This window comes from Paenibacillus sp. J31R122 (assembly GCF_056269185.1).
On the sequence record NZ_JBWDNM010000009.1, the window covers coordinates 42,396 to 56,873 of the forward strand.

A 14,478-nucleotide genomic window follows, 5' to 3' on the forward strand; every position below is an offset into this window, starting at 1 on the left:
CACGCTTTTCATTCCTCTAGTCCATCTTGGTTGTTTTTACTAGCACATTCATAAGAAACTGCGCTGCTTCAGCTCGTGTTGCATGATTCAAAGGATTTAGCTTACCTATGGATCCGTTCACCAAGCCCATCTCATACAAAGCAGAGATGCTGTCGCGGGCATAGCCGGATATCGAATTAGCATCCTTCAACCCACTAAGATCGGCATTGCCCGGTTCACCGTCCAACATTTCCAGCTTGCGCAATGCGCGTTCAACGATGACGAACATTTCCTGACGTGTTATTTGTTCTTTCGGTTTGAATTCATTTTTTCCGGTACCTTTTATTAGCTGTAATGCTTTGGCAATAGCGACCTCTTTGGCATAATAATCGCCGCTGCTCACGTCGCTGAAGGAATCCGTCGCCGCGCCTTTCAGTCCCAACATGCGAACGAGCATCGTTACAAAATCCGCGCGAGTGACCGTTGCATCAGGCAAGAAGGTGTTAATCCCATTGCCTTTAATTACATCTCGCGCAGCCATATACTTCACTGCTCGATCGGACCAATGCCCTTTCGTGTCCGTAAAGGACTTCTCATTATTAATGACGTCGAACGTTCCGATTTTCGCGGTCTGGAACGACACTTTGCCGTTTGCGTAAACACTTTGGGGAATAATTGTTTTCGCCCCGCCGCTCTCGCGATAAGCAACGATGTAATCGCTGTTCTCTCCCGGTTTGCTATCATGCTTCACCTCAACAATAAGCAGATGCTCTTCATCCGTCCAATCGACAGGTTTATCATTGACCAGACATTCGATGATTAAGCTTCCTTTCCGAATGATAAGCGTGATTCGATCGGCAGCGTTCGTTGCAAGCTTCCGGATCGATTCTATGTTCACTTTCACCGTACCAAAGTCGGTCATAATAGAAAGATTTGTACGTTTATCCAAATTGGACAGCCATTCCCTGACATCCGTTAAGGTTACTTGAACCTCCTTCATCGCTTCATTCTTCGTATAGTCCAACACGAAGTCAACGATCCCGTTTTCATTCGGCTTTGCGGCTGCGAGCAGCTCCTTCAGCTTCTGAGGAGTAAGGGATATTTTCAGACTACTGTTTATTTCAATTATATTCGTCACTGGTGGTGGATTCGATCCAGACTCCGTAATTTGAAAAGCCGTTGTTTCCACCGTATTGCCATAGCCAATCTCTACCGTATATAACCCTTTATCAACTGCAGCCGGGACGGAGATCGAGACAGACAATTTATTGGTGTCTACTGTCCCTCCTGATATCGCGAAGTTTTGCACGCTTCCGGAACTATTTTTCACGTTTGCCGTCAAGCTTTCGCCTGCCATAATGCCGGCAGTCGTAACGGGAATCGTAACTGTACCTGGGATCCCCTTAACCAAAGCCTGCGGGGTGGGTTCACCTAGCTCGATGGAGACATGTTCACCCGCTTCAACGAAGTAAAACTTGTCGACGTAGATCGATTCGATATTCGACTTGTTGTTTGCAGGCGAAACATAAGCGAATGCCGCTTGCGGGGCGAGATTGTCCGCAGCCGCCGTAAACCGGCCGACTTTCACGTCCGTCCAGAACATGTTTTCCATGGTGTTCGCGGCAACGTTTGTCGGAGACAGAATTGTACCTCCTGCGCTATAGTCCATACCTACCGTAAATGCACTTCCTTCCGGCTTCGGAAAGGACGGACCATTAGCCAAGTCAGCCAATAACCCCGTTTTGTAATTGACCTTTACTCTTGCATACACATCATATGTTTGACCGGCAGTTAGCCCTACGTCACTTGTGTAGCTGTAGAAGTCCATCGGACCATTGCTATCTCCGATAACCTTCATTGCCGTCTTATTGTCCGACGCGGAAATATCCGCATTGCCTCTGGTGCTGCCCGCTCCCCATGTTCCGAAGAGCTGATCTTGAACTTCTTTGACAATCTGTTCGTCGTCCCTGACAAGCTTGAATATCTTCCCGTCTCCTGCCGCAAAATTCACATCAGAAAGGATATAGCTGTTGGCAGTCGTCTGAAAGCCAACTTCCGACTCGCTACCGTCCACTTTACTCACTTCCACAATCGATTTGACATTCATTCCGAGCTTCGCACGATCAATCGTTATCGTTACGTCATCATCCGCTTCCGCATTATGGTTAACGACCACAATATACTTATTCGAGGTACTCACGCTTTCATGGGTCGTAACATCAGCGCTTGGGTAACCGGGATCAAATGGCTGCGTCGTAGCCCCGCCGCCACCGCCTGTTGTTGCAGCGACGTTCGCGATCCTTCGCATATCGAGAATGGTTGGCTTCAACGAGTCAATCTCGCTCATCAGTTGTTTAATGGTTCCATAGATGTGTGGCCGGTGTGTATAATCATAGTCGACCATCCCTCTCCAGACGACTGTGGATTGATACAGGAAGTACGTAAATCCTCTTGCTCCTCTACCGATCGCTTCATAGGTCATTGCCCTTATCTCGGAAGGAATAGGCTCCCTCGGCAATCCCCCGACTTCTCCATGGGCCTGCAAAATCATCCAAACCGGCGTATCGTTCGTAAGCTCTTTACGAATCTGCAATGTAGAAGCATCCAAGCTTTCTTCATACGAAGCATCTGGATACGTACCAATATGCTTGAAATTTCCCGGAGTAGGATAGTGATTAACAACTGGATACAAATCCAGGCTCATGGCTTGCGTTTGATTCGATGGATAGAAATATGCTGCATCCTCTGGCATCGTATAATCGATAACGGTAAACCGACCCGGATCGATACTCTCCAGCATCCTTCTCATAACGGATAGATTATCCCGGAACCGCTCCCTATCTACCACATACAAGCTTCGCGGCTCATCGAACAAAAGATATCCGATCAGTTGATCCGCATGTTCAGAAAGCAAGGCCTTATTTGTAAGTTCAACTAAAGCGTTGTGCATCTGAACTTCATCATTACTATATAAAGCCTCCGAATCGAAATAGTTACCGCCCCAAAACTTGAACAACTCATGTCCGTCAGGCAAACCGATCATCTTGAGTCCATATTCGGCCGCCTTCTCCAAAGTTATTTCATATATACCCGGCTTTCCGTGCCAATTTGCCAGAAATACAGTGTCAACTCCTGCTTCACTAATATCCTTGAATGTTCGATCCAAATATGCAGCCGCATCCGCTTGGATATATGGTATGTTTCCGGCTTCAAACCAGACTCCTTTAGGAAAATCATCAAGCGCAGGATTCACGGACGCCTCCGTCAACTGTACACCACTTATGACCTGGACGTTTCTTCTTAAGAAAATTCGATTATCCGATCGTTTCACTTCGATCGTATAGAGCCCATTTGCAACCGTGTTACCCTGATCATTGGTACCGTCCCACTTTTCCTTCACATACGTCCAATCTTCCCTGGCCTCTACGATCTTCTTGATTGTATTTCCTTGCTCATCATAAACCTTAACATCAATAGTTTTCCCTGGCTCATACAACCCGTGGATACTGTAATAAATGGTAGCCAAATCATTAATGCCATCTTGATTTGCCGGTGAAATCTTGTAAGGGTAAACATTGTTATACTTATTCGAATCATAATAAATTTCCGGAAGTACCCTAGTCAGCGTTACGCTATCCACTCTAAATGACGGGAAGTCCGCCTCATTCGAAGTCGAATAAACTTTAATGAGGTATTCATGAGAGGGATCAATATGAATCGGCATCGTGATCGCCCCGAAGTATTCAAGCTTCATATTAAAGGGTGAGTTCGCCGTACTATAGATTTTTTTAGGCACCAGCACTTGACCTGTCGTCTTATCATGCAACGATAAGCCCATTACATCTCCGGTAGCATCGTCCCAATTTGAACCCGGCACTCGATCAGGGTTTACCAGCAGCATTAATGTATAGTCACCGGCAACCAAACTGTTTCCGGCAATAGGGATTTCGATAGATGGCATATCTTCGTTCACCCCATTTAATACTTTCACAGCACTGTTGTCGGGCGTTAATCCGTCAGGTACGTTTGATGCATTGCTGCCGAGCGTAAATTGATCATTCTGGATCACATGGGGTACAGCTTCTTTTAACACAATATGATCCACATAAACGCCGGAGACACCGTCGTTCCCCATCCCTTCGACATAGAACTCAAGCCGGTTGACGCCGTAATTCGGATTTAACGTACCCACTCTGAATTCTTTCCACTGCTGGTCCGTTGTATCAGACAAGTCGATCGTTCGGGGAGGGAGCAGATCCTTTTGTTGCGTCGCGTCGTATACGCCTATTCTCACGACCCCGCCGCTGCTGTTTGTGCCGCGATCGATTTTCAACTTGAAATATACATCATACGGGGCAGCGTATTTCAGCATGCTGAAATTCCAGTCCCTGTATATGATATCCCTGCTTGCACTGTCTCCTGCCATAGTTGCCGAGAATCCGTCCGATGCCGTCCCATCAATTGCGCTTGCGGCGTTATTACTGTAATTAAAGCTGCTGTCTTCAATCGTGTAGTCGCCGGTCACACTGGCGGGAAGAGCCCGTACACGAAACTTCGTACTACCGAGCAGGAAACCGTCATAATGAATATTCACCGTGTAAATGGCTTCCTGAGTTGCATTCGATTCAGGCACAATAACCTTTACATCAGCCTGATTTGCGGCAACCTGATTGCCCGTGATCGTGAACAATGAAGTCCGATCCGTTCCCGTATCGTCCTTAACGGTAATCGACAAATCCTCGTTGTCCCCGATATTCAACGTCGTTATCGGAATATTCAGGGATCCCCCGGAATAAGACACCGGGTTACCAGTGACGGGCAGAATGTCGGCTGCGGGAGCCCCCTGCACTGTGAAGCTCGTTTCACTTTTGACTGCGCCCAGACTTTCCAGTTCTACCGCGTATACACCTTCCGGCGTACCGTTCGGAGCGGTGATCACAACATTGGCTGCATTAGCCATAATCGTATTTCCTGAGACAGCAAACGATAAAGTCTCTGTCACATCTGCTCCGGTATCGTCTTTGATCGTTACTGCTACTTCAGTTCCATCCGCTACATTAGCCGAAGTAACGGGCAAGCGGATTTCCCCGCCTTTGTAAGAAATAGGACTGTTCATGACTTCGCCTGCTTTAAGATAAGGGACTCCCGTAACGGTAAATGCAACTGTGCTGGACGGGATATTCGCGTATTTAATTTCCGCAACATAGCTGCCATCCGATGTTGCAGGCGGGATCGTCACATGAATATTCGCCTGCCCGGACTCAACCGTCGTTCCCGTTATCGAGAAATTTTGCGTTTGCCCGCCTTCATTTCGAACGATTACGACAACGCTCTCATTATCTGCAATATTTTGCGTTGTCACCGGAATGACAATTTCCCCACCAATGGAAGAAGATATTGGATCTCCAGTAATGGACCCTAACGTTATTAAAGGCGCTTGCTGAACAACAAACGTTCCCTGGTGAGTCGTGTTCGCATAGGCCAATTGCAGGGTGTATGTTCCAGCTTGCGTGAACGGCGGAATCTGAACAGTCATCTCCACAGAGTCCCCTGAAACGGTATTCCCAGTGAATGTGATGCCTGAAGCCTGAGTCACATCATTGCCATTCACATCGTAAACTTGAGCAAGAATGGTCTCTGAATCCTCGATATTCAAGGTGGCTGCGCTTATATTTAACGTGCCGCCATTGTAGGAAACGGGAGTCCCTTGAATGTTTCCAATCATGATTAAAGGGGCGTTCGTTACTTCAAAGGTTGATCTGCTGATCTCGGCATTCTGATAGCCTGCTTCAACATTGTAAATCCCACCCTTGGTACGCTGAGGAACGATGATTTTAATATTGGCGATATTTCCTTGAACCGTATTCGATTGAACTGCAAAATTTTGCTGTTCGCCGTTGCTATTCGTTACCTTCACGTCCAAAAGCTCGCCGTTCGCAATATTAACGGTCGTAACGGGAATCGTTAACGTCTCTCCGGCATGGGATACAGGGGAATTCTGAAAAGCTCCGCCAAGATTGACTGCCGGCACACCAATTGGCGCCTCTTTATAATAGAACTTGTCGACATAAACTGCCGATATTACATTCTCCATGTGATTTGTAGGAGCCAGATAGACGGCTTCCCTCCCAATCAAAGATGGGATATAGGTTCCGACCTTAATATCCGTCCATTCATTTGAATTCAATTGGGACAAAGGCATTCGAATTCCGGGAAGCGGATAGTTGTTCTGAGTAATCGAATAGACTCCTACAGCGAAAGCATAACCTTGAGCATCTTCATTATTAAAATCCACTTTCACTCTTGCGTAAAGCTCATACGCCTTCCCTGGAACAAAAGGAGAAACACCGGTCGCATTGCCGTTTACATCGTTTGTAAAAATTCCGTTCGTCATGCGCAACTGGAAATCCCACGTATTTGTCGCTTTAAGTACTTTTTTAGCAGTCATGCCGTCAGACGCCGTTGCATCCGCTATGCCCACAAGGGTATCCGGTGTATCGTTGATATAGAATAGCGAATCTTGCCCAACGTATTCAAATTGGCTATCCTCTGCGAAAGAAATGACCGGTACCGTGAACATACTGACGTTTAATAGAATAAGAGCTAGAGTTAATATTTTTATCATCCACTTTTTGAACAACTGAAACACCTCCGTAGGATTGTAAACTTCTTTCGATCCGACTGTATGATTTATTGCCCGCTTTATTTACAGTACGAATGATCCATACTACAATTAGGTTTAATCGAAGCGACAAACACGAAGGAGAAGCGGTATGCAGATAAGAACCTTTAAGTATGTTGAGCACAATTCCTCGTCGGACTACAGAACGGGAGGAATTCATCCTTCGTTCGAGATATTGTATCTAGCTACAGGCAAGTATCAGATGAATTGGTTGGGAGAAAAGTACGATATTAAACCCAACTCTCTATTTTTTATTACGCCCAACACCCCCCATGACGTAACGATCTTATCGAGTAAAGCTACGTTTTGGTTTATAGAACTTAACGAAACCCACAACACTTCATGTTTCCCGACTTTAGAAAATATTCTGATCTGGAACCGACTGCAATGCGAGTCAGACCTCTCAAATCTGATTCCCAATGCGATGAAACATACCATTGACGGAGTTCACAATCTCCTTCACAGCCAATTAAAGGAAATGGCTTGTAGCGAAGAAATTCTGTTACTTGACATAAAGAAACTTTTCTTAATGATTCACGAAATCTTACAATCGTATAAAAAAGATTTAAGCTTCCAAGAAAAGCTCAAACTTCCGTTAAGTTATACCCCTACGCAAGATATCATCAAAACGTTAATTCTCATCATGGAGACCACTTATAAAGAGAACATTACATTACGTCATTTATCCGATATATCTCATTTCCAAGCTACGTATTTAATCAAAAAATTTAAAGAGTACAGTGGATTTACACCGATTGAGTATCTGAATGACCTTCGAATGAGAGCGGCAGTCAATTATCTATCAACTACAGATATGAAAATCAAACAAATTGCAGAAGAATCCGGATATGCGAATATACACCACTTCAGCAATGCTTTTAAGAAAAAGACGGGTAAAAGTCCTTCAGATTGGCGAAAAAGTCAACCTCAAGCTTTACAACCCAGCCCTTAGTACACGCTTGATGCTCTGATTGAATGTTCATTAAATTCGGCGGGCAGCCCTTTCGCCACGATTCGCTTTGATTGATTAGGCGGATCATAATTCTTCTAGCATCTCCGCGATTGTATCCAAGCAGCATTCCGATGTTTTTGGGAACGCTTTCATAATCGGACTCCGATACACGTTCAAGGCTTTAATCGTGGCGGTGACAAGGAAGAAGCATGAGAATATGCCTCTACCTTGTTCCTTGACCCATCCGTTATTTCATGCTTATAACAGTCGCTTTCGCATCATCCCAAGCCTTTTTCCACCATGCGAAAGAAGTTTCCGCACCGGCACTCTCCAACTGCTTTAAGATATTGTTCATATTCTTCTCATAGTCTTCATCGGACTTGGAAAGGATTACTTTAGGCATACCCTTCATCATGATGTCGTCCAGTTTGGCATCAATTCTTGTAATATCATCCGGAGTCTGTGGTAATACATTAGGAATTTCGGTCATCTGATTGGACTGATCGAAAGCCTTTCCTTCTTTCATTAGCTTCTCATGTACTTGATAAGGCATCTCCACTCCGTAGTGACTGCTGAAGTCTCGTTGCGTCGGAGTCAGGGATAATTTAAGTACGTCGATGCTTTTGCGAAGATCAAGGAGACTTTCATCCGTCGGATGAACATCCGCACCCGTGATCCCTACAATATTATTAAGTACGCCAAGTCCTCTCTTTTTATCTTCATCCTTAGGATTTTTAAGCCGTTCGATTGCAGCCGGCAGCATTTGAGCTTTGCCGTCAACGACATCCCAATCTTCACCTTGGATACCGCTTAGCGCTGTACGTACTCCATCGTAGGAAAACAGATAATCGATAAGCTCGACCGCTTTCTCCGGATTTTTTGCATTCTTCGTCACACTAAGCAGAAACCCTGGCCATCCAGTTGAACTTGAGGAATTTGCCCATGCCGTAATCCCCTCGACAGGTAATGAGACGTATCCTTTAAGTGAGTTCGGATCCTTCTGCACGCTTGCAATGGAATAGGCATCAATCCACCAGGTCGCCATGGCTGACAAATACTGCCCGGCTGTAGCTTTGGCTGCGTAGTCTGCGCTCTTCATCGTAAAGCTGTCCGGGTCGAGAAGACCTAATTTATTCGCTTTATACAAATATTTCACGTTTGCCCATAGTGGACTAGAAGTGTCTGTATAGTTTGCGGACATCTCATTCGTATGAACATTGGTTATATAGGCATGAGGCGCCCAGCTTGCATACCCCATGTTGGCTCCATGACCGACCCAATAGGCCCATGGACCCCAATCATTGAATAATCCCATTCCATAAACCTTTTTACCATCATCCGTTGTCGGATGCTTCTTCTGCATTTCCGCCAATACGGCGAGATGATCATCTTCGTTCTTAATAGTAGGATAGCCCAGCTCTTTATACAGATCCCATCTTACAATGAAACCGTTCCACCACCAGTTCGATAAGCCCGTTGGTCCTGCATTCGTATTGAGAAAATACAGATTCCCGGTATCGTTGCTCAAGAACTTCTTAGAGAACGAAACCCTCTTCGGATAATTAGCCGCAATATTTTTCCCGTGATCTGCAAGGTAATTATCTAATGCAATAACATTTTTCCCTTCGACTAACTGTTGAATGTAACTGTTGTTCGTAACGAGAATATCGGGTAGCTCTCCACTAGCTAGAGCAAGCTTCAACTTCTCATCGTCATATTCAATGACTTCGATCTCTACGCCCAGCTTTTTCTTTATTTCATCGGTAACCAAATTCGGCCAATACTGTTCTTCAATCTGAAACAACGATGTGATGCTTCCAATCGTAAGCTTAACTGGCTCAACCGGCTTTTGGCTTTCTGACGATTGATTTGTGGCCTGTCCAGAGTTCACTTCCTCATTCTTTTTGCCAGACGTGCAGCCTGTAACCGTTATTACTACAGCCATACATAACACCAAGATGAATTGAAGCTTCTTAAGTCCCCATAAGCCCCTTGCCTTCATTTGACCTTCCTCCTGTTTTTTTGTCTATTTATATATACGACCCCAAAATGTAAGGTCAAGTATATCGATCTTAGCACCATCCCCCTTGCTGCTAACCCTTAACTGCCCCCATCATGATTCCTTTTACGAAGTATTTCTGCATCATAGGATAGACAAGCAAAATAGGAACGACTGCAATCATCGTGATCGTCATTCTGACGCCTTCCGGCGTCAACACCATTTGGTTAGCTGCGTCTAGCAATTGTTGAGTATTCATATTCTTTATGCTGTCTGCTATTCTCTGAGATTCAGTGAGATATTGATATAATAAGTACTGCAACGTTTGTAGCTTGGGATTGGATACATACAGGTAGTTATCAAACCAGGAATTCCATTGATTTACCGCTGAGAATACCGCAATTGTCGCAAGTATCGGTTGACTTAATGGAAGAATGATTTTCACAAATACCGTAAAATAACCAGCACCGTCGATCAACGCCGCTTCCTCAAGCGAGATGGGTAATTGCTCGATGAATGTCTTGAGCAGAATTACAAAATAAGCCGAAACTGCAAAAGGCAAAATATAAATCCAGAAAGAATTGATTAGTCCATATGACTTCATCGTAAGATAAACGGGGATGAGTCCAGGATTAAAGAACATCGTAAGAATGACGAATCGATAAATAAATTTACGGAAGTAGGTTTGCTCTTTGGTAACCGTATAGGCAAATATGGAGCAGCAGAACAGTGTAAATAACGTCCCGACGACCGTTCTAATCGTAGAATTCAAAAATGCTCTAAAAATGCCCTCAAGCTTAAATATGGATATGTAATTATATAAAGTAAGGCCCTTAGGAAACCATGTAACCCCTGACACCACTTTCGCCGGATCGCTGATTGAAAATATAAACACATAATAGAAAGGGTATATACACAGGATCGTAAACAAGATTAACAAAGAGTAATTGATTGTAGTGAAGCAACGATCCGATATTTTACGCTTCTGAACATTATCCATTTCCTGCACTCCTTTATACGATGGATTGGCCTCTTACTTTTTTGGCGAATGTGTTGACAGAGAACAGAAGCACAATTCCTACGAAGGTTTTGGCAACGCCGATTGCTGTTGCATAGGAATAATCATTGGTGGCTATGCCTATTCGGTACACATAGAGATCGAGAACCTCGATATTATCTGCCACTAATGGATTTTTGAAGGCATAATATTGGTCAAACCCAATTGCAAGAATATTGCTAACAGATAGCAGAAGAAGTACGATGAACGTCGGCATGATGCCTGGGACTGTTACATGCCAGATCAGCTTGAGCCTGCCCGCTCCATCCATTTTGCCTGCTTCATAGATCTCTGAATCTATGCCGGTTATCGCCGCCAAATAAATGACCGAAGTCCAACCGAGACTCTTCCAAATGAGTAGCGCAGTCTGAAAGTACCAGACGGCATTCGCATTGCCTAATAGATTCGTAGGTTCATCAATGAACCCAAGCGAACCCATAATCTGATTAAAGAGTCCCTCGTTCGAAAATATGGAAAAAGAAAGGGAGAATACGATTACCCAACTGATGAAATTAGGGAAAGTTGCCGAAGTTTGTACTAGTTTTCTAAAAAATTTATGTTTCACTTCATTGAGCATAATGGCGAAGATGACCGGAAGAGGAGAACACAATATCCCAAGCAAACCCATCGCGAACGTGTTTTTGAGTACCCTCGCCATATCTCCCCCATCATGGAGAATGAGCTTAAAAAATTTCAATCCGACAAATGGGCTGCTAGATAGGGGAATTCCCGGCTTATAGTCGAAAAAAGCGTAAATCCACCCAAACAATGGGACATAATTAAACATAAAAACAAGGATGACGAATGGTAATGCCATCAGTGACAGGATCACGCTTTTCTTTCCTTTTCCATTTATTACTTTCTTATTAAGCAAATTAGTTTCTACGGACTTCACGCAATCACCTCAAGGTTTTCTTTAACAACATTGCTATCCCCAATTAATATAGCGTTTTCATTACTCCATTTTCATTATTGTGAAGGTTGATTTCACTTTTTTATTATAATCAAACAAATCGCTTTCGTATTTACAAATAATTATTCTCTTCAAAGAATGACCATGCATTTTTTAGCAATACACGGTATCCGTTTATACAAATATTTATACATTATTTCACTTCACGTTTTCAGGAATATTCATATAAGCGAAAAAAGCCGAACGAGACACAGGATGGCTACCTGCAGCTCGCTTGGCTGGACCCTGTACAGGGTGTATTCTTGATACCTGCCTTCGAGTAATAGGCAGAAATCCCTAAGCCTTTTGCACGGAATGCATCAAAAAGCTGCTTGCAGAGGCCTTCATGATGCTTAGTCGTGAAATTTAAAAAAATATTCGGCATCTAGCATATTATCCCTTATGCCCCTCGCTCTATGTCCAAACGGTAAATTTGTTGATATCATTAGAAAGGCTCATCCCTATCGGCAAACAACAGGAGGTACAACAACAGGAGGCACACACAATGAATCGTAATTACTTCAAATCCAAACTATTTCTAAAATATATCTGGTCCTACTTATTCATTCTGCTTCTCCCCTTAATCCTCATTACCGTATTTATTTATGAGAACGCTGTCAGCAATTTAAGGTCAGAGATTGAACAGTCTCATCTTAATCAATTAACACAAACCGAAAATATAATTAACGGCCGAATGAAAGAATTGAGCGAAATCGCCTCTCGTGTCTCCTATGACGAAAGGCTGACCCCTTTTCGAGTCCATGATTCCTATTACGGCGGAGAGGCTATTCAAGCGCTGGATCAATACAAAGCAACAAGCTCTATCATTGGCGAAATGTTTCTGTATTTTCACAACGATGAGAAGATCTACTCTTCCGAAGGAATGTCGAGTCTTGACGTGTTTGTCAATAATTATAGCTTCCATAATTGGAAGCAAGAAGACCTCGTCAAAGATTTGAACAGTGTCGTATTTCCATCCATGCGGCCGGCCGATCTCATAAATCGCAGCACCCACTTGCAGCAATCGATGTTGGCTTATCTGGTTCCAATTACACCAAACAGTACTAATCCGCACGGTACGATCATGTACTTGATTCCAGAATCCGAGCTAACCGGCTTGATCGATTCGATTCTAGGCAAGTACAAAGGATTATCCTATATTTTCGATAACAACGGCCAAATTCTGACCAATAATCAACAAGGTGAATCCCTTATGGATGCAGAGGCCAAATCTCTCTATAAGCTATCCTCAGGCATTCACAGTAAAACCATTAATGGTAAACAGCATTCTATCGTATCTGTAAAGTCTGAGGAAAACGGATGGACCTATATGACAATGATGCCAAGCTCCCAATTCTTCAGCAGCGTGCTGCATGTTCGCAGCTTCATCATCATGTTATTCTGCATTGTCGTGCTTGTGGGTGCAGCGATCGCGCTCATGCTTGCTAGAATGCAATACCAACCGATATCCATGCTCGTTGAGTTCGCGAACTCCAAATCCAAATCAAAACATTCGGCAGGCGAATCCGCCCCATCCGGCAATGAGCTTGAGCATATCCGGACAGCGCTGCAGGATTACAGCTCGCGGGTAGATCTTCAGGAGCCCTATGCCCGCAATCACTTTCTGTCTATGCTGCTGAAATACGGAAACGCCCAGAGCATGACACCCGATCTTCTGGAAGCATTCGACCTTCAATTCAACCGTTCTCATCACTTCGTGATGGTTATCGGATGGGCCCAATTTCAAGATCATCCGGACGACAGACAAGATCGACAAGAAATAATCGAGTTGCTTGCCCAGGTGGAGTTTCCAGAGCTGATCGCGCATGCCTATGGCGTTGAGCTCCCGCAACCGGATCAGCTGGCACTCATAGTCAGCTTTAACCTTGATAGTAATCTGGAGGAATTCACTCATGTCCGCCATATTGTTGAAGCAATACGTAGCAATATGCTCGAAATGTTTGATTTGATTCCGATGATTGGCGTCGGACTCTGCTATTCGAATCCTGACCAGATTAATCAGTCCTTTATTGAGGCCTGTTCCGCATTTGAGCTTCGTATGTCGACCGGGAATGGCGCGGTCACTTATTTTGAGAAGCTGTCTTATACGCCAGATCACACCTACTGGATTCCTAATAACGTGCTGATGAAGCTCTCGCAAAGTTTGAAGCTAGGAAGCTATGATGTGGCGGCTCAGATAATCAGTCCGACGATCCGAGGTTTGTACTCTTCCGATCATTCCACATTGCTTATGCGCTGCATATGCTTTGACATTCTGAATACGATGTTGAAGACCGCATCTGAACTCGGCATCCATAACGTCATGCAGGAAATTGCCCCCCATATGAATTTCAATTCATTGGATGAATTAGAGCGTAATTTCCTGAATCTTGCTTCCCGGATCTGCACGCAGGTTGAGCGCAATACGAAAAAGGAAGAACATTCACTAATGGACCAAGTAGTTGCTTACATTGATAGTCACTTCATGGATCATACACTCAGTCTTGAGACGATATCCTCTGAGTTCGCCATATCGCCTTCGCATGTCAGCCGTTCATTCAAGGAGAAGATGGGCCTGAACTTCATTCCGTATATATGGAAAAAAAGGGTGGAAGAGGTCATGCACCATTTAAAAACAACGAACGATCCGTTAAAAGATATCATTATACGAGTCGGTTACCTCGATACGCCTAACTTTATCCGTAAATTCAAAAAGGAAACTGGCTATACCCCGGGCCAATACCGCAAGCTGTACTCAGAGAACGAGCAGACAGATACAGCACTCGACCTCGATGAAGAATAACAAAATAGGATGCAAAATACCCGGTCACCATTTAGCGTGACCGGGTATTTTAGC

Annotated in this window: 6 protein-coding genes; 2 read left to right on the forward strand and 4 right to left on the reverse strand. The window is 44.3% G+C overall.

What is annotated here, in order from left to right; genetic code table 11:
- Positions 1-16: 16 nt before the first annotated feature.
- Complete coding sequence (locus AC0YN7_RS16030; RefSeq protein WP_475811026.1) at positions 17-6,619, reverse strand: S-layer homology domain-containing protein; 6,603 nt, start codon at positions 6,617-6,619, stop codon at positions 17-19.
- A 133-nt stretch (positions 6,620-6,752) separates the two neighbouring features.
- Here AC0YN7_RS16030 and AC0YN7_RS16035 point away from each other — a divergent pair, with 133 nt between their 5' ends.
- A complete protein-coding gene (locus tag AC0YN7_RS16035; protein WP_475811027.1) occupies positions 6,753-7,613 on the forward strand; it encodes a helix-turn-helix domain-containing protein in 861 nt (286 codons plus the stop codon).
- A 247-nt stretch (positions 7,614-7,860) separates the two neighbouring features.
- Here the strand turns inward: AC0YN7_RS16035 and AC0YN7_RS16040 are convergent, their stop codons facing one another.
- From AC0YN7_RS16040 to AC0YN7_RS16050, 3 genes are all read right to left on the reverse strand, one after another.
- On the reverse strand, positions 7,861-9,615 hold the full coding sequence (locus tag AC0YN7_RS16040) for a type 2 periplasmic-binding domain-containing protein (RefSeq protein ID WP_475811028.1): 1,755 nt from the start codon (positions 9,613-9,615) through the stop codon (positions 7,861-7,863).
- Positions 9,616-9,706: 91 nt separating this feature from the next.
- Positions 9,707-10,612 (reverse strand): carbohydrate ABC transporter permease, encoded by a 906-nt coding sequence (locus AC0YN7_RS16045; protein WP_475811029.1) that lies wholly within the window; start codon positions 10,610-10,612, stop codon positions 9,707-9,709.
- Between the two features lie 13 nt (positions 10,613-10,625).
- The gene (locus AC0YN7_RS16050; protein ID WP_475811030.1) at positions 10,626-11,564 is read right to left on the reverse strand and encodes an ABC transporter permease; all 939 of its coding nucleotides are present in this window, start codon (positions 11,562-11,564) and stop codon (positions 10,626-10,628) included.
- A gap of 562 nt (positions 11,565-12,126) precedes the next feature.
- Here AC0YN7_RS16050 and AC0YN7_RS16055 point away from each other — a divergent pair.
- The gene (locus AC0YN7_RS16055) at positions 12,127-14,424 is read left to right on the forward strand and encodes a helix-turn-helix domain-containing protein (protein ID WP_475811031.1); all 2,298 of its coding nucleotides are present in this window, start codon (positions 12,127-12,129) and stop codon (positions 14,422-14,424) included.
- Positions 14,425-14,478: the final 54 nt, after the last annotated feature.

Bases quoted from the DNA above. Each gene is read 5' to 3' on its own strand.
- AC0YN7_RS16035 (WP_475811027.1), top strand. From the start codon at position 6,753: ATGCAGATAAGAACCTTTAAGTATGTTGAGCACAATTCCTCGTCGGAC.
- AC0YN7_RS16040 (WP_475811028.1), bottom strand. From the start codon at position 9,615: ATGAAGGCAAGGGGCTTATGGGGACTTAAGAAGCTTCAATTCATCTTG.
- AC0YN7_RS16045 (WP_475811029.1), bottom strand. From the start codon at position 10,612: ATGGATAATGTTCAGAAGCGTAAAATATCGGATCGTTGCTTCACTACA.
- AC0YN7_RS16055 (WP_475811031.1), top strand. From the start codon at position 12,127: ATGAATCGTAATTACTTCAAATCCAAACTATTTCTAAAATATATCTGG.